We start from the raw sequence: 14,637 nt of genomic DNA, 5'->3' as shown, positions 1-14,637 counted from the left end.
ACAGCGCGAGCCTGCGTGCCTGTTCGGCCGTGCTCGGCTGGCTTGGCTGCTCTGCCTTTTGCTGGTCCGGCTTGCTGTGCCTCGCCCGCTTTGGCGGCTCGGTCCGTCTTGCTGTCACCCTGTCCGGCGGGCCTGTTCAGCCGTGTCCGCCAGGGCTGTGTCAAGCCCTGGGGTTAACTCAGTCCTGTCCTTGGGTGCTTACGGGGCTTCCAGGATTGCTGTTGTGCCTTGGCCTCCTGCTGCGCAGATGGAGATCAGGCCTCGGCCTTTGCCTTTGCTTTTGCCGTTTTCGTGTAGGAGTTTGGCCAGGGTGGCTGTTATGCGGCCGCCGGTGGCGGCGAAGGGGTGGCCTGCTGCCAGGGATGAGCCGTTGACGTTCAGTTTTGTGCGGTCGATGGCGCCTGGGGGTTCGTCCAGGCCAAGGCGGGTTTTGGCGAAGTCGGCGTCTTCCCATGCGGCCAGGGTGGCCAGGACCTGTGACGCGAACGCTTCGTGGATCTCGTAGAAGTCGAAGTCCTGCAGGGTCAGGCCTGCTCGGGCCAGCATCCTCGGCACCGCGTACGCGGGGGCCATCAGCAGGCCCTCATGGCCGTGTACGTAGTCGACCGCGGCGGTTTCCGAGTGGGTCAGGTACGCCAGGATCGGCAGGCTTCGTTCCTTTGCCCATTCCTCCGACGCCAGCAGGACCGTTGATGCGCCGTCGGTCAGCGGGGTCGAGTTGCCCGCGGTCATGGTGCCGTCCTTGCCACCGAAGGCCGGCTTCAGTTTGGCCAGCTTGCCGGCGGTCGAGTCGGCTCGGAGGTTCGCGTCGCGGGTCAGGCCCTGGTACGGGGTCAGCAGGTCGCCGAAGAAACCTCGTTCGTAGGCCGCCGCCAGCTTCTGGTGGGACGCGGCCGCCAGCTCGTCCTGGGCTTCGCGGGTGATTCCCCACTCCTTGGCCGTGATGGCCGCGTGTTCGCCCATCGACAGGCCCGTGCGCGGCTCCGCGTTGCGGGGGATGTCCGGGACCATCTGCGTCGGGCGGATCTTGGCCAGTGCCTTCATACGAGCACCGATCGACCTGGCCCGGTTCAGTTCCAGGAAGACCTGGCGCAGGTCCTCGTTCACGCCAAGTGGTGCGTCGCTCGTCGTGTCCACGCCGCCTGCCACGCCGGACTCGATCTGGCCCAGGGCGATCTTGTTCGCCACCTGGATCACTGCCTGCAGGCCCGTGCCGCACGCCTGCTGCACGTCGTTCGCCGGTGTCTCCGGGGACAGGCGGGAGCCGAGCACGCACTCGCGCGCCAGGTTGAAGTCCCTGCTGTGCTTCAGCACCGCACCGGCCGCCACCTCGCCAAGTCGTTCATCCTGCAGGCCGAAGCGGCTCACCAGGCCGTCCAGTGCCGAGGTGAACATGTCCTGGTTGGACGCCGTCGCGTAGTGCTTGTTGGACCGGGCGAACGGGATTCGGTTGCCCCCGACGATCGCCACCTTGCGCGTCATGTCTCGATCACACCCCTGCGGACTTGTCCCGGCTGGCACTCCCAACCTACTCGTGAGTAGGCTAGACGTCGAGTGAGGCCCCGAACACGTCAGAAGCGGAGCATCATGACCGACCGCTACCAGCAGTTTGCCCGGTCCGGCCTCGGCCGGCAGGTCGTCCGCCGGCTCGGCCTGCCCGACCCCACGCCGCTGCGGCGGCACGTGCCAGGCGATCCCGTGCTGGACGGGCCCGCGCTCGTCGGCGGCAATGGCAGGCTGGCCGACACCGTGCGCACCGTGCTCAAGGCGCTCGGTGCCGAGGAGGCCGCCGACGCCGACCGCTACGCCGCGCTGGTCTTCGACGCCACCGACATCGACGACCCCGCCCGGCTGCGTGAGCTGTACGACTTCTTCCACCCGCTCATGCGCAAGATCGGCACCTGCGGGCGCGTCGTCGTGCTCGGCACGCCACCGTCGGGCAGCGGCCGGGACGCCATCGCCCAGCGTGCGCTCGAGGGGTTCACGCGTTCGGTGGGCAAGGAGCTGCGCAAGGGCGCCACCGTGCAGCTCGTCTACGTCGCGCCGGGCTTCGAGGCCGCCGCCGAGTCGACGTTGCGGTTCGTGCTCTCCGCCAAGTCTGCGTTCGTCGACGCGCAGGTCATCCGTATCGGCACGCACGGCGGCGACACCGTCGTGCCCGACGACTGGGACCGGCCGCTCGCAGGCAGGGTCGCGCTCGTCACCGGTGCGTCGCGCGGGATCGGCGCGTCGATCGCCGAGGTGCTGGCCCGCGACGGCGCGCACGTCGTCGCGCTCGACATCCCCGCGCAGGGCGCCGAGCTGTCCGACGTCGCCAACAAGATCAAGGGTGCCGCGCTCCAGCTCGACATCACTACCGGCACGGCACCCGCGCAGCTCGTCCAGTACCTGCGTGACCGGCACGGTGGCGTCGACATCGTGGTCCACAACGCGGGCATCACCCGGGACAAGAAGCTCGCCAACATGAAGGACGCCGCGTGGGACGCCGTCCTCGCGGTCAACCTGTCCAGCCAGCTCGCCGTCAACGACGCACTGCTCGCCGAGGACGTGCTGCGACCGAACGGGCGGATCATCGGCGTCTCGTCGATCGCCGGTATCGCGGGCAACAACGGGCAGACCAACTACGGCACCAGCAAGGCGGGCGTGATCGGCATGGTCGACGCGTACGCACCGGTGCTCGCCGGGCGCGGGGCCACGATCAACGCGGTCGCGCCCGGGTTCATCGAGACCAAGATGACCGCGGCGGTGCCGCTGTTCATCCGCGAGGCCGGCCGCCGGATGAGCAGCCTCTCGCAGGGCGGCCTGCCGGTCGACGTCGCGGAGACCATCGCCTGGTACGCGAGTCCCGCGTCGGCCGCGGTCAACGGCAACGTCGTGCGCGTGTGCGGCCAGAGCCTCCTGGGGGCGTGATGGTCGAGCTGTCGTCGCGGCCCAGCCTCCGGGTCCTGTACCCGAAGGCCGTCCTCACCGGCTTCCGCCGCAAGGGCGGCGAGCTGCCCGGCACCGTGTACACGATGTCGGGTGTGCGCACCGATTCCGCGCACTTGGCCGCCTACAACCGGGTGTGCGGGTTCCGGCTGAGCGACGAGCTGCCGGTCACCTACCCGCACCTGCTCACGTACCCGATGCAGATCAAGCTGATGGCGGGCGGCGACTTCCCGTTCCCGCTCGTCGGCTCAGTGCACGTGGCCAACCGGATCACGCAGGCCCGCCCGCTGCGCATCGACGAGCCGCTCGACCTGCGCGTGCACCTGGAGAACCTGCGCGACCACCCGCGTGGCCGCCAGTTCGACATGGTCAGCGAGGCGCTGGTGGACGGCGAGGTCGTGTGGACCGACGTGTCCACCTACCTCCGCCGGGGTGGCGGCGAGGGCCGCAAGGAGCGGACCGAGAAGACGGAACCCCCCGCGCCGACGGCGATCTGGTCCGTGCCGGACGACATCGGCCGCCGCTACGGCGAGGTGTCCGGGGACCGCAACCCGATCCACCTGTACAAGCTGACCGCGAAGATGTTCGGCTTCCCGATGGCGATCGCGCACGGCATGTGGACGAAGGCGCGCTGCCTCGCGGCGTTCGAGGGCCGGCTACCGGACGCGTACACGGTGGACGTCGCGTTCAAGCTGCCGGTGCTGCTGCCCGCGAAGGTCGGTTTCGCGGTGCACGAGGACGGCGACGGCAGGCGGTTCGAGCTGTTCGGTGCGAAGAGCGGCAAGCCGCACCTGTCGGGGACCATCAGCGGCCCACGCTGAAACGGACTGCAACTATTCTCCGCTTGGGTGCCAGGTGTTGCCCTCGACGAGACCGCCGAACCCCATCCACGCGAGGTTCATCAGCCGCGACGCGACGGCCCGGCTCGGCACGTCCGGGTTGTCGAGCCACCAGTCGGCGAGCGACTCGGCGGCGCCGACCAGCGCGGCGGCGAGCGACTCGGTGGCGCCCCGGTCCAGACCCTCCTTCGTGGCGACCCGGACCAGGAGCGTGTCGACCAGGCTGATCGCCTGGCGGCGCATGCCCAGCAGCTCCTCGGAGAACGGCCCGCCCTGGGAGATGGCCTGCCGGTGCAGCACCTGCCAGCTCTCCCGGTGCTCGCCGACGTACTCGAAGAACGCGCCGAGGCCGTGCCAGAGCTGCATGTCAGCTGGCAGTTCCGTGCGCACGCCGCCCGCGATGGCCTCGAGCAGCCGGGTGGCCTCGCGGTGGATGCACGCGGCGAACAGGTCTTCCTTCGACCCCAGGTACGCGTAGATCATCGGCTTGGAGACACCCGCGACGTCGGAGATCTCGTCCATCGACGCGTTGTGGTAGCCGTGGTCGGAGAACACCAGGACCGCTGCGTCGAGGATCTGCCGCTCGCGAACCTCGCGCGGCAGTCGCTTGACCCGCCGACGCTCGTGAACGGAGCTTGCGGAGTGATCCATCAGACACTCTTCTCCACGGGTCCTCCTGCGGTTCGAGAAATCCTTGCCAGGGTACAGAGTCGAACGTAGCGTTACCCGCCAGTAGATAAGGTGGAATATGCGATTCAGTCACAAGCCATCGGCGCCGAGTGGGCCGGTGGTGGAGAGCACCGTCGACATCGACGCGTTCGCGCGTGCGGTCGACCCGGTGCGGCTCGACGAGAAGCAGTTCGTGCAGCTGATCGACGTGCTCGACATGCTGGGCCGGGTGGGCACAGGCATCGAGCTGGCGGCCATGCGCACGGACACGTTCGTGTGGTTCGTGTCGCAGGCGTCCACCCCGCAGCTGGAACACCTGATGTCGCACCAGCACCTGCGCGGCGTCGTCTTCGAGGAGATCTTCCGGCGGATGGGCGAGCACCTTGACCCGGTGAAGGCGGCGACGCTGTCCGCGGTCGTGCACTGGCGCCTGTCCGGCGGCACCGGCGAGGGTGGCTACGACCGCTACGAGACGGTGATCGAGAACGGCACGTGCACGTCCGGCCAGGACCCGACGGCCGACGCGCGCGTCACGCTCACCCTGTCGCCGACGGACTTCCTGCGCGCGGTGACCGGCAGCGTCAACGTGGCGATGCTCTTCATGCGCGGCAAGGTGAAGGTCAAGGGCGACATCGCGTTCGCGGCAGGCCTGATCAACTACTTCGACCTCCCGCGACCCGGCCTCGGCGACGGCTGACCGCCGGTAGGCTCCGACGTCGATGAGATCCCGGGGCCGCGACCGCCACGCCGACGCGTCGGCGGGTTCGATGACACTCTCCATCCTCGGCTGGCTCGTGGTGGCCCTGCTGGTCGGCGCGGGCACGAGCGCGCTCCTGCTGTGGGTGTTCGGCTGGCCGAGCCTGCCGAGTTCGGCGGAGTTCACGGCCGGCGAGGTGGTCGAGCTGCTGAAGATCGTCCTGGCGGTCATCGCGGGCTTCGGCGGCGTGGTCCTGCTGTCGGTCAACCACCGCAAACAGCGGGTCGCCGAGGGCGACCACCGGCTGGCGCTCCGGCAGGAAGAGCGCGAGAAGTCCAAGCTCCTCAACGAACGCTTCGCCGCCGCGGCCGAGCAGCTGGCCCACGAACGCGCACAGGTCCGGTTGGCGGGTGTCTACGCACTGGCGGGCCTCGCCGACGACTGGGACGAAGGCCGCCAGAGGTGCGTCGAGGTCCTGATCGCGTATCTGCGGCTGTCCGGCTCCGGTGAGACCGACGTCGTGGACACGATCTTCCGGATGTTCCGCGAGCGACTGACCAGTAATTCCCCGTGGTGCGACGTCGACTTCGACTTCACCGGGATGAAGCTCATCGACATGGACTTCGGCGGGTTCACCTTTCGCGGCACGGTGACGCTGGACGACGTGACGTTCAGCGGCGAGCGGACGTCGTTCGCGGACACCAGGTTCAGGGGTCAGCTTCGCTGCCACGCCACGGTCTTCGGGGCCACGATGACCGACTTTCGCGACGCGGTGTTCCGTCGAGCGGCCACGTTCCGGAATTCGGTGTTCAGCACCGTGCTCGAGCTTGGTGCGGTGCGGGTCGATGGCGGCCGGATCGAGTTCGAACACTGTGTGTTCGAGCGGCGGGTCAGGGCGCAGGAGATCATCGTCGATCCGGGCATGCTTCGTTTCGATGGCTGCGTGTTCGAGAACGCTCCGGTCAACTTCGAATACGGCCAGTTCGGATCAGTGCTGGACGACCGCAGGCTGGTCGACCGGCTACGTGGCCGGGCACAGGACTGGACCCGAGGCAGCATCCACTTTGTCGGCTGCGTGATGGAGCGCTCACCGGTGACGTTGGTGAACATCTACGTGGTGCATGGCCGGGTCGTGTTGCGAGACCTGGTACTGGAACGCAGCAACCTCTGGGTCAAGCCTGTCGAGGTGAGGTACCCATCGTTCGACCTGCGGCGGATCGAGGCCAGGAACGCTGAGGTCGAAGTGCCGCTGCCGAACCGGATCTGGCGGGGGCGTGCCGTCATTCCCGACGACACGCCCCGTCCGTCAGAACGTGATGGCCATGGCGGGGTCGGCCAGGATGGCGCCGACGTCCGCGAGGAACTGTGAGCCCTGCTGGCCGTCGACCACGCGGTGGTCGAAGCTCAGCGACAGCTGGCACACCTTCCGGACCTTGATCTCACCGTCGACCACCCACGGCATGTCCTTGATCGCGCCGAGCGCGAGGATCGCGGACTCGCCGGGGTTGATGATCGGCGTGCCGGTGTCGACGCCGAACACGCCGACGTTGGTGATCGTGATCGTCCCGTTGAGCATGTCCGCCGGCGTGGTCTTGCCGTCGCGGGCCACGCGGGTCAGCTCCTCGAGCGCGACCGCCAGCTCGTGCAGTGACATCGCGTCGGCGTCGCGGACCTTCGGTACCACCAGGCCGCGCGGCGTCGCGGCCGCGATGCCGAGGTGGACGTAGTCCTTGTAGACGATCTCCTCGCCGGCCCACGTCGCGTTGACGTCGGGGGTCCGGCGCGCCGCCAGGCACACGGCCTTCGCGGCGAACGTCAGCGGGGTGATCTTGACGTCGCGGAACGCGGGGTGGGTCTTCAGGCGAGCCCGCAGCTCCATCATCGGCGTGACGTCGACCGTCAGGAACTCGGTCACGTGCGGAGCCGTGAACGCGCTGCCGACCATGGCCTGCGCGGTCATCTTCCGCACACCCTTGACCGGCACCCGTCGTTCGCGGTCACCGGACGCGACCGGCGCGGGCGCGGCAGCAGGGCCGCTCGCCGCGCGTGCCACGTCCTCGCGGGTGATCACGCCCGACCCGGCCAGCGACCGCAGGTCGACGCCGAGGTCCTTGGCCAGCTTGCGCACCGGCGGCTTCGCCAGCGGCACCAGTGCCGCCGGGTCCAGCAGCGCGGCGGGCGAGTCCGGCACGGTGATCGGCTCCGGCGCCACGACCGGCGGTGGCGCGGTCGCCACCGGGGCGGTGTCCTTGCGGGGACGCCGCTTCGCGGTCGACGCCTTCGGGCCGTAGCCGACGAGCATGGCCTGCCCGTTGCTCTCCGCCTGCGCGGCGGGCGCGGGTGCCTTCGCGGGTGCGGCGGCACCGCCCGGGTCGACGTCGATGGTCACGATCGGCTCGCCGACGATGACCGTCTGACCGGTCTCCGCGTGCAGCTCCGTCACCACACCGGCCCACGGGCACGGCAGCTCGACCGCCGCCTTGGCCGTCTCGATCTCGACGATGATCTGGTTGACCTTGACCTCGTCACCCGGCTTGATGTGCCAGGTCAGGATCTCGGCGTCGACCAGGCCCTCCGCCGTGTCGGGCAGGGGGAACACCTTGAAGTCAGGCATGCCTCACCAGCCCAGCGAGCGGTCGACGGCGTCCAGCACCCGGTCGAGGCTGGGGAGGAACTCCTCCTCGAGCTTCGACGGCGGGTACGGCGTGTCGAAGCCCGTCACGCGCAGGACCGGCGCCTCGAGGGAGTAGAAGCACTCCTGCTGCACGCGTGCGGCGATCTCCGACGACAGCGACGCCTCGGACGGCGCCTCCGACACCACCACCAGGTGCCCCGTGCGGCGCACCGACTCGTACACCGGCGTGAGGTCCATCGGGGAGAGCGCACGCAGGTCGATGACCTCGAGCTCCTTGCCCTCCTCGGCCGCGGCGGCCGCGGACTCCAGGCACGTCTTCACCATCGGCCCGTACGTGGCGATCGTGGCGTGCGTGCCCCTGCGCAGGACGCGGGAGGTGAACAGCGGCTCCGGCTTCGCGTCGAAGTCCAGCTCAGCCTTCTCGTAGTAGCGCCGCTTCGGCTCGAAGAACAGCACCGGGTCGTCGCACTGGATGGCCTGCTGGATCATCCAGTAGGCGTCGACCGGGTTGGCACACGACACCACCTTGAGGCCCGCGGTGTGCGCGAAGTACGACTCCGGCGACTCGGAGTGGTGCTCGACCGCGCCGATGCCACCGCCGAACGGCACCCGGATCACCATCGGCAGGTTGATCTTGCCCTGGCTGCGGAACCGCAGCTTCGCCACCTGCGACACGATCTGGTCGAACGCGGGGAAGATGAAGCCGTCGAACTGGATCTCGCACACCGGCCGGAACCCGCGGATCGCGAGACCCACCGCCGTGCCGATGATGCCGGACTCCGCGAGCGGCGTGTCCAGCACGCGCTGCTCCCCGAAGTCCTTCTGCAGCCCGTCGGTGATGCGGAAGACACCGCCGAGCTTGCCGACGTCCTCACCCATGATGATGACCTTCGGGTCCGCCTCCATGGCGGCACGCAGGCCCAGGTTCAGGCTCTTGCCCAGCGTGATGGTCTGGATCTTCTGGGACTTTTCCGACTTGTTCATGACTGGCGCCGCCATCAGTGCTCACCCCCCGCGAACCCGGCCGTGTACTCCAGGAAGGCGTCGCGCTGCGCGTCCAGCACCGGGCTGGCCTCCGCGTACACCTCGGAGAACATCCGCTTGTGCGGCGGCTCGGGCATGTTCTGGCAGAACTCGCGCAGTTCGGCCGCGAGCTGGTCGGACTCGGCCTGCACCGAGTCGAAGAAGTCATGGTCGGCCTGCTCGTGCCGGACCAGGTTCACGCGGACCCGCTCGATCGGGTCCTTCAGCTTCCACGCCTCCAGCTCGTCGGAGAGCCGGTAGCGGGTCGGGTCGTCGGTCGTGGTGTGGGCGTCCATGCGGTAGGTGAACGCCTCGATCAGCACGGGACCGTTGCCGTGGCGGCACTCGTCGAGCGCCCAGCGGGACACGGCGAGCGTCGCGAGGACGTCGTTGCCGTCGACCCGGATGCCGGGGAAGCCGTAGCCGCGTGCGCGCTGGTACAGCGGCAGCCGCGACTGGCGTTCGGTGGGCTCGGAGATGGCCCACTGGTTGTTCTGGCAGAAGAACACGAGCGGCGCGTCGTACACCGACGCCCACACGAAGCCCTCGTGCACGTCGCCCTGCGAGGTGGCGCCGTCACCGAAGTAGACGATCGTGGCCTCGCCGTCGTCGTCGCCTACCTTGCCCTCGAAGCGCTGGCCCATCGCGTAACCGGCGGCGTTGAGCACCTGATTGCCGATGACGATCGTGTACAGGTGGAAGCGGCTCGCGATCGGGTCCCAGCTGCCGTGGTCGGTGCCGCGGAAGATGCCGAGCAGGTCCGTCGGCTTGACCCCCCTGGTCCACGCCACGCCGTGTTCCCGGTAGCTCGGGAACGCCATGTCCTGTGGTTTCAATGCCCGGCCGGAGCCGATCTGCGCGGCCTCCTGGCCCAGCAGCGGCACCCAGATACCGAGCTGCCCCTGCCGCTGCAGCGCGTTCGCCTCACGGTCGACCCGCCTCGTCAGGACCATGTCGCGGTAGAGGTTCCGCAGGTCCTCGGCGGTGACGTCGGCGACGTAGGGGTCCCATCGGCTGTCGGCGACCCGCTCGCCTTCCGGCGTGAGGAGCTGCACCAGCTCCGGGCCACCCTCGCTCGTTGCGCGCAAACCGGCAATCACCTGCTCCGCGGTCGGCTTGGCCGCGGTGGCGGCCGGTCCGACTCCGGGTTCCGGGTGCGTCCACTGTTCTGGGGACGACATTCGTTCTCCTAGTTGTCGACGCCGGGCGTTCGCTTGTGGCGCCCGCGCGGCCGCACCACCAACGGTCACCAACCCGGGTAGGGGAGGTTCGACCGCCGCTGGCGCTGACGGTTTCGGGGATCATCCTGGCATGCGTCAGCCCGGTCTGTTGAGATCCGAACGTCGGCATCTTGGCGTTCGCGACGCGCTGAGCTGCGGAAACCGTAGGACAACCGACATTAGGGCGTTCATGGGCGGGCGCGTGACCACCTCCTGGCAGGCAGTGAACGAGGCAGCTCAGAGCAGTCGTCCGCCGTACTGTCCCCAAGTCCGCACGGCGCCGGTTCCGGCCTCCAGCCGACCACCTCGCCGGGAAAAGTGATCTGCGTCACCGCCCATCATAGTCGTCCCCGCTCGATGACCGGCGGAGCCGAACTACGCTTCGGTAATGGTGGACTGGCGGGACGAGCGAGTGCGACGGGCCGAGGAGGCTCTGGAGGACGCGGCACAGGCTGCCGACGAGATCCTCTCGTCGATCGCGCCGCGACAGCTCCCCGAGCCGGAGCCGGAGCCGTCGGTGCTGCGTGACGCCTGGTAGTGGCAGTATCGCCAGGGTGGACAACGCACAGGTACACACAACTGTCGAACGGACATGGGACGCGGAGATCCTGCCGAGCCTGTCCGAGCTGGTGAGGATCCCCGCCGTGTCGGTGGTGTTCGACGCGAACTGGGCCGAGAACGGCCACCTCGACGCCGCCGCGGAACACGTCCGCGACTGGCTCGCCGCGCGCGAGATCCCCGGCGCGAGCGTCGAGATCCTCCGGCTGCCGGAACGCACCCCGGTCGTGCTGATGGACGTGCCCGCGTCCGATGGCATGCCCGCCGACGGCGGCACCGTGTTGCTCTACGGCCACCTCGACAAGCAGCCGCCGGTCGGTGGCTGGTCGGAGGGCCTCGACGCGTGGACCCCGGTGATCCGCGGCGACCGGCTGTACGGGCGCGGATCCGCGGACGACGGCTACTCGGGCTACGCGGCGTCGGCCGCTATCGAGGCGCTGCGTGCGGCGGGCGGCAAGCACGCACGCTGCCTGGTGCTGCTGGAGACCAGCGAGGAGTCCGGCAGCCCGGACCTGGAGGCCTATCTCGAGGCGTACCGCGAGCGGCTCGGCGACATCTCGCTGGTCGTGTGCCTGGACTCCGGCGGCCAGGACTACGAGCGGTTGTGGCTGACCACGTCCCTGCGCGGCCTCGTGTCGACCACGGTGACCGTGCAGGTCATGGAGTCCGGCCAGCACTCCGGTTCGGCAAGCGGCATCGTGCCCAGCTCGTTCCGGATCATGCGGCAGCTGCTGGACCGCATCGAGGACGCCACCACCGGTGAGCTTCTGCTGCCCGAGTTGCACGGTCCCATCCCGCCGGAGCGCGACGCGGAGATGAAGGCGCTCGCCGACCTCGCGCCCGGCGCGGCGAAGGCGGCGTTCGCACTGGTCGACGGCATGTCCCCGGCCTCGGACGACGACTACGAGCTGATGGTCAACAACGCGTGGCGGCCGACGCTGTCGGTCATCGGCGCGGCGGGCCTGCCGCTGCCGGCGGACGCGGGCAACGTCCTGCGCCCGTTCACCACGCTGAAGCTGAGCTTCCGCCTGCCGCCGTCGGCCGACCCGAAGACCGCGCTCGCGGCGGTCGAGCGGGCTCTCACCACCGACGTGCCCTACGGCGCGAAGGTCACCGTGTCCGGGCCGGAGACCGGTCCTGGCTGGAACGCGCCGCCCACCGCGCCGTGGCTGGCTTCGGCGCTGGACGCGCTCAGTGAGTCGGTGTTCGGCGGCAACCAGTGGCTGACCATGCGGCTCGGCGGCTCGATCCCGTTCATGGGCTCACTGGCGGTGGCGTACCCGAAGGCGCAGTTCGTGGTCACGGGCGCGCTCGCGAACGACAGCAACCCGCACGTGCCGGACGAGTGGCTGCACATCCCGCACGCCAAGCGCGTCACGGAGTCGATCGCCCACCTGCTGGACGCGCACGCGTCGAGCTCCGCTCAGGTAGGCGGGTAGCGGTCACCCCAGTCCGGGGGCGCCTCGCAGAACTCGGCGAGCGCGTCCCTGGTCACCTGCTCGATCACGGCGCGCAGCTCCAGCTCCGCCAGCCACTCCGGCGGGATCGCCCTGGTGCCCTGCATGGCGCCGAGGATGTTGCCGCAGATCGCGCCGGTGGAGTCGCTGTCGCCGGAGTGGTTGACGGCGAGCAGCAGCCCGTCGCGCATGTCCGCCGCGGCGAGCGCGGCGGCGACCGCGATCGCGAGCGCCTCCTCACCGGTCCAGCCGCCGCCGAGCTGGTCAGCGATCGACTCCGGGGTCGGCCTGCCGTGCGCGACCGCGGCATCGAGCGCGGCGACCTGCTCATCGTGCCCGTCCCAGGTCAGCAGTTCCGCCCTGGTGGCGGCGATCGCGTCGGGCAGCGGGGCGTCGTGCAGGAGCAGGTGGACGAGGTGCGCGAGCGCGCCGGCGGACAGATAGCCGCTCGGGTGGCCGTGGGTCAGGAGCCCGTTCCCGACGGCGAAGGCGAACGCGTCGTCGCCGAGCAGCGCGTAGGGCGCGGCACGCATCACCGCGCCGCAGCCCTTGGAGTCGTTGAGCCGGTTGTCGAACGAGCCGCGTGGCTTGCCGAGGGAGAAGGCGCGGAGTGCCCGGGTGACCGTGTTGCCGGGCGCACGCATGGCGAACAGGCCCCTGTTGGTGATCAGCCAGCCGTCCGGTTCTGGTTTGGTGGCGAACACCCCGCCGTTGTCGGCCCAGCGCGGCTCCATGCCCTGCGTGTGCAGCCACCGCTGGTAGGCGTGCTGCATGGGGGCGCTGTACCTGCTGTTTCGCGCCACGAAGCGATCATCGTGCTCGCCGCGGTGGCCCCGGATGAGCCCTTCGAGGGTGAAGAGGGTCATCTGGGTGTCGTCGGTGATGGTGCCCCGGCCGCCGTACGCCTCTTCGTAGCCGGTGGTGCCGTCCGGACCGAACCGGTGGCGGATGGCCTCGATGGTGAGGAACTCGACGGGTGCGCCGAGGGCGTCCCCCACCGCGCCCGCGAGGACGCAGCCCAGAAATCGGTCGTCGTCGATCATCGGCCAAGGCTACGATCACTCGCATGCGCGCATGGTTCCGACATTGATCTGACCTAGCACCGAGGTTCCCGGCGACGCTGGTGGCGTCGCTGCTTCTGGTGCGCTTCTTCGACGAGACGGTGGCCTACCTGCCCTACGCGGCGGTGGAGTCCATCCGCGCGGACGTCGACCTGACGTATGCACAGGCAGGGTTCCTGCTGTTCCTGTATCCCGGCATAGGACTGCTGACAACGCCTTTCGGCGTGCTGGTGGACCGCTGCGATCGCAGGGTTCTGGCGGCGATCGGCGGCCTCGGCTCCGGCGCGGGCCTGTTCCTGTTCGCGGCGGCCGGCGACTTCCGGACGCTGTTCGCCGCGGTCTGCGTGATGGGGACACTCGGCGACCTGCTGGTGACCGCGGGAGAAGTGTCGCTGGTGGAGATCGCGGGCGACAACGTGGAACCGGCGCTGGCACGGGCGAACCTGCTGGCCGCGGTGGGCGACCTGGCGGGCCCGCTGCTGCTGGCGACCGCGTTGTGGTCGGGCCTGGGCTGGCGGGCGGCGTTCTGGACGGCCGGCCTGATGATGGTGGCGTACGGGGTGTGGCTGGCGACGCGGCCGCTGCCCCGCCCGGTGCGCGAGGAGGAGGAGCAGAGCGCGCTGGGTGCGCTGATGTCGGTCGTCCGCGACCGCAGGGTGATCGTCGCCGGGCTGCTGGTGGCGGTGATCGTGGCGTTCGACGACACCTTCATCGGCTTCGCGGTGGCGTTCCTGATCACCGAGCAGGACCTGAGCCCGGCACTGGCGACGGTGGCGACGGGCGCGGGCCTGACGGGCGGGGTGGCCGCGGCCGCGTGGGCGAGCCGGACGAACGGACGGCGGGCAGGCCTGCGGACGTGCGCGGTGGCGTTGGCGGCGGGCGTGTTCCTGCTGTTGCTGGCGCCGGCCACGGTGACGGCGGCGATCGCGATGGCGTTGGTGGGCGCTGCGGTGAACCTGGCGTGGATCATCCTGCAGGCGCGGTACATGACGCTCCGCCCCGGCCAGGCGGGTGCGACGTCGTCGGTGGCGGAGGCGGTGAGCCAGGTCGGCGTGACGACCCCGCTGGTGATCGGTCTGCTGGCGGACCACACGGGCCTTGGCCCGGCGATGTGGCTCTACGGCGCGGTGGCGGTGGTGTTCGTGGTGTCAGCGCGCTAGTGCCCCGTCCAGGCGGATGCGGCACGATTCTCGACGGCCCCGCCGCCCGCTGGCCGCGTTGCCGAAAGGCCCGAGTACAACCCGGTACGAGGACCTTCCGGCGCCTTGCCAGCGAACACCGGGATCCACCGATAATCACCCCAATCCACCTGAACGGGGCACTAGCTCCAAGGCCGTGAAGTTAGGTGGTTGTGGTGCTGGTCAAGGGTCTGCCGGTGTCAGGATGTGGATGCTGATGGTGGCTTTGTAGCTGGTTCGGTCGATGTTGGGGCCGCGAGCTTGGTATTTGGAGATGGCGCGTTTGACGATGCGCGGGCAGACCCGCAGTCGTCGGGCGGGCATGAGGTTTGCCAGGACGTGTCGGCCGATGGTGCCGACCAGGTCGATGGT

At 69.6% G+C, this 14,637-nt stretch carries 13 protein-coding genes and 1 pseudogene; 7 read left to right on the top strand and 7 right to left on the bottom strand.

Features of this window, described 5'->3' with window-relative positions; genetic code table 11:
• Nucleotides 1–198: 198 nt before the first annotated feature.
• The gene (locus WBA97_RS15800) at nt 199–1,482 is read right to left on the bottom strand and encodes an acetyl-CoA C-acetyltransferase (protein ID WP_424231565.1); all 1,284 of its coding nucleotides are present in this window, start codon (nt 1,480–1,482) and stop codon (nt 199–201) included.
• 105 nt (nt 1,483–1,587) lie between these two features.
• On the opposite strand from WBA97_RS15800, the gene WBA97_RS15795 reads away from it, so the two are divergent.
• Entirely contained in the window at nt 1,588–2,910 is a 1,323-nt protein-coding gene (locus WBA97_RS15795) for a 3-oxoacyl-ACP reductase (protein WP_424231564.1), read from the top strand.
• A complete protein-coding gene (locus WBA97_RS15790; protein WP_424231594.1) occupies nt 2,910–3,749 on the top strand; it encodes a MaoC family dehydratase in 840 nt (279 codons plus the stop codon). Before WBA97_RS15795 ends, WBA97_RS15790 begins: the two co-directional genes overlap by 1 nt.
• A 12-nt stretch (nt 3,750–3,761) precedes the next feature.
• Here WBA97_RS15790 and WBA97_RS15785 read toward each other — a convergent pair whose 3' ends face one another.
• Nucleotides 3,762–4,418, bottom strand: coding sequence for a TetR/AcrR family transcriptional regulator (locus tag WBA97_RS15785; RefSeq protein WP_424231563.1), 657 nt, complete (start codon nt 4,416–4,418; stop codon nt 3,762–3,764).
• Nucleotides 4,419–4,515: 97 nt separating this feature from the next.
• Here WBA97_RS15785 and WBA97_RS15780 point away from each other — a divergent pair, with 97 nt between their 5' ends.
• Together WBA97_RS15780 and WBA97_RS15775 are read left to right on the top strand one after the other, a co-directional pair.
• On the top strand, nt 4,516–5,133 hold the full coding sequence (locus WBA97_RS15780) for an SCP2 sterol-binding domain-containing protein (protein ID WP_424231562.1): 618 nt from the start codon (nt 4,516–4,518) through the stop codon (nt 5,131–5,133).
• A 22-nt stretch (nt 5,134–5,155) separates the two neighbouring features.
• The gene (locus WBA97_RS15775; RefSeq protein WP_424231561.1) at nt 5,156–6,502 is read left to right on the top strand and encodes a pentapeptide repeat-containing protein; all 1,347 of its coding nucleotides are present in this window, start codon (nt 5,156–5,158) and stop codon (nt 6,500–6,502) included.
• Here WBA97_RS15775 and WBA97_RS15770 read toward each other — a convergent pair.
• From WBA97_RS15770 to pdhA, 3 genes are read right to left on the bottom strand one after another with little or no spacing between them, the layout of a single operon-like run.
• Nucleotides 6,440–7,747 (bottom strand): dihydrolipoamide acetyltransferase family protein, encoded by a 1,308-nt coding sequence (locus WBA97_RS15770; RefSeq protein ID WP_424231560.1) that lies wholly within the window; start codon nt 7,745–7,747, stop codon nt 6,440–6,442. The two genes, WBA97_RS15775 and WBA97_RS15770, sit on opposite strands and share 63 nt — an antisense overlap.
• A 3-nt stretch (nt 7,748–7,750) precedes the next feature.
• Nucleotides 7,751–8,767 (bottom strand): alpha-ketoacid dehydrogenase subunit beta, encoded by a 1,017-nt coding sequence (locus tag WBA97_RS15765; RefSeq protein ID WP_424231559.1) that lies wholly within the window; start codon nt 8,765–8,767, stop codon nt 7,751–7,753.
• Nucleotides 8,767–9,972 carry a pyruvate dehydrogenase (acetyl-transferring) E1 component subunit alpha gene (pdhA, locus tag WBA97_RS15760; protein WP_424231558.1) on the bottom strand — a complete coding sequence of 402 codons (1,206 nt, stop codon included), beginning with the start codon at nt 9,970–9,972 and terminating at the stop codon, nt 8,767–8,769. The genes WBA97_RS15765 and pdhA overlap by 1 nt, the downstream gene beginning before the upstream one ends.
• 427 nt (nt 9,973–10,399) lie before the next feature.
• On the opposite strand from pdhA, the gene WBA97_RS15755 reads away from it, so the two are divergent.
• Nucleotides 10,400–10,549, top strand: coding sequence for a hypothetical protein (locus WBA97_RS15755; protein ID WP_424231557.1), 150 nt, complete (start codon nt 10,400–10,402; stop codon nt 10,547–10,549).
• Between the two features lie 7 nt (nt 10,550–10,556).
• Nucleotides 10,557–12,008: a M20/M25/M40 family metallo-hydrolase gene (locus tag WBA97_RS15750; protein WP_424231593.1), complete on the top strand. Its 1,452-nt coding sequence runs from the start codon at nt 10,557–10,559 to the stop codon at nt 12,006–12,008.
• Here WBA97_RS15750 and WBA97_RS15745 read toward each other — a convergent pair.
• Entirely contained in the window at nt 11,993–13,069 is a 1,077-nt protein-coding gene (locus tag WBA97_RS15745) for an ADP-ribosylglycohydrolase family protein (protein ID WP_424231556.1), read from the bottom strand. The genes WBA97_RS15750 and WBA97_RS15745 overlap by 16 nt on opposite strands.
• A gap of 80 nt (nt 13,070–13,149) precedes the next feature.
• Between WBA97_RS15745 and WBA97_RS15740 the strand changes: the two genes are divergently transcribed.
• Nucleotides 13,150–14,247 carry an MFS transporter gene (locus tag WBA97_RS15740; RefSeq protein ID WP_424231555.1) on the top strand — a complete coding sequence of 366 codons (1,098 nt, stop codon included), beginning with the start codon at nt 13,150–13,152 and terminating at the stop codon, nt 14,245–14,247.
• Between the two features lie 201 nt (nt 14,248–14,448).
• Here WBA97_RS15740 and WBA97_RS15735 read toward each other — a convergent pair.
• Nucleotides 14,449–14,637: pseudogene (locus tag WBA97_RS15735) on the bottom strand (hypothetical protein); the annotation flags it as partial.

This window comes from Actinophytocola sp. (assembly GCF_049647105.1).
Lineage (GTDB): Bacteria > Actinomycetota > Actinomycetes > Mycobacteriales > Pseudonocardiaceae > Actinophytocola.
Note: the sequence above shows the minus strand (reverse complement) of the source record. Positions and strands in the feature narration are given on the sequence as shown.

What these genes read in the sequence shown, in the direction of transcription:
- WBA97_RS15800 (WP_424231565.1), bottom strand. Translation starts at nt 1,482, where the DNA reads ATGACGCGCAAGGTGGCGATCGTCGGGGGCAACCGAATCCCGTTCGCC.
- WBA97_RS15795 (WP_424231564.1), top strand. Translation starts at nt 1,588, where the DNA reads ATGACCGACCGCTACCAGCAGTTTGCCCGGTCCGGCCTCGGCCGGCAG.
- WBA97_RS15790 (WP_424231594.1), top strand. Translation starts at nt 2,910, where the DNA reads ATGGTCGAGCTGTCGTCGCGGCCCAGCCTCCGGGTCCTGTACCCGAAG.
- WBA97_RS15785 (WP_424231563.1), bottom strand. Translation starts at nt 4,418, where the DNA reads ATGGATCACTCCGCAAGCTCCGTTCACGAGCGTCGGCGGGTCAAGCGA.
- WBA97_RS15780 (WP_424231562.1), top strand. Translation starts at nt 4,516, where the DNA reads ATGCGATTCAGTCACAAGCCATCGGCGCCGAGTGGGCCGGTGGTGGAG.
- WBA97_RS15775 (WP_424231561.1), top strand. Translation starts at nt 5,156, where the DNA reads ATGAGATCCCGGGGCCGCGACCGCCACGCCGACGCGTCGGCGGGTTCG.
- WBA97_RS15770 (WP_424231560.1), bottom strand. Translation starts at nt 7,747, where the DNA reads ATGCCTGACTTCAAGGTGTTCCCCCTGCCCGACACGGCGGAGGGCCTG.
- WBA97_RS15765 (WP_424231559.1), bottom strand. Translation starts at nt 8,767, where the DNA reads ATGGCGGCGCCAGTCATGAACAAGTCGGAAAAGTCCCAGAAGATCCAG.
- pdhA (WP_424231558.1), bottom strand. Translation starts at nt 9,972, where the DNA reads ATGTCGTCCCCAGAACAGTGGACGCACCCGGAACCCGGAGTCGGACCG.
- WBA97_RS15755 (WP_424231557.1), top strand. Translation starts at nt 10,400, where the DNA reads ATGGTGGACTGGCGGGACGAGCGAGTGCGACGGGCCGAGGAGGCTCTG.
- WBA97_RS15745 (WP_424231556.1), bottom strand. Translation starts at nt 13,069, where the DNA reads ATGATCGACGACGACCGATTTCTGGGCTGCGTCCTCGCGGGCGCGGTG.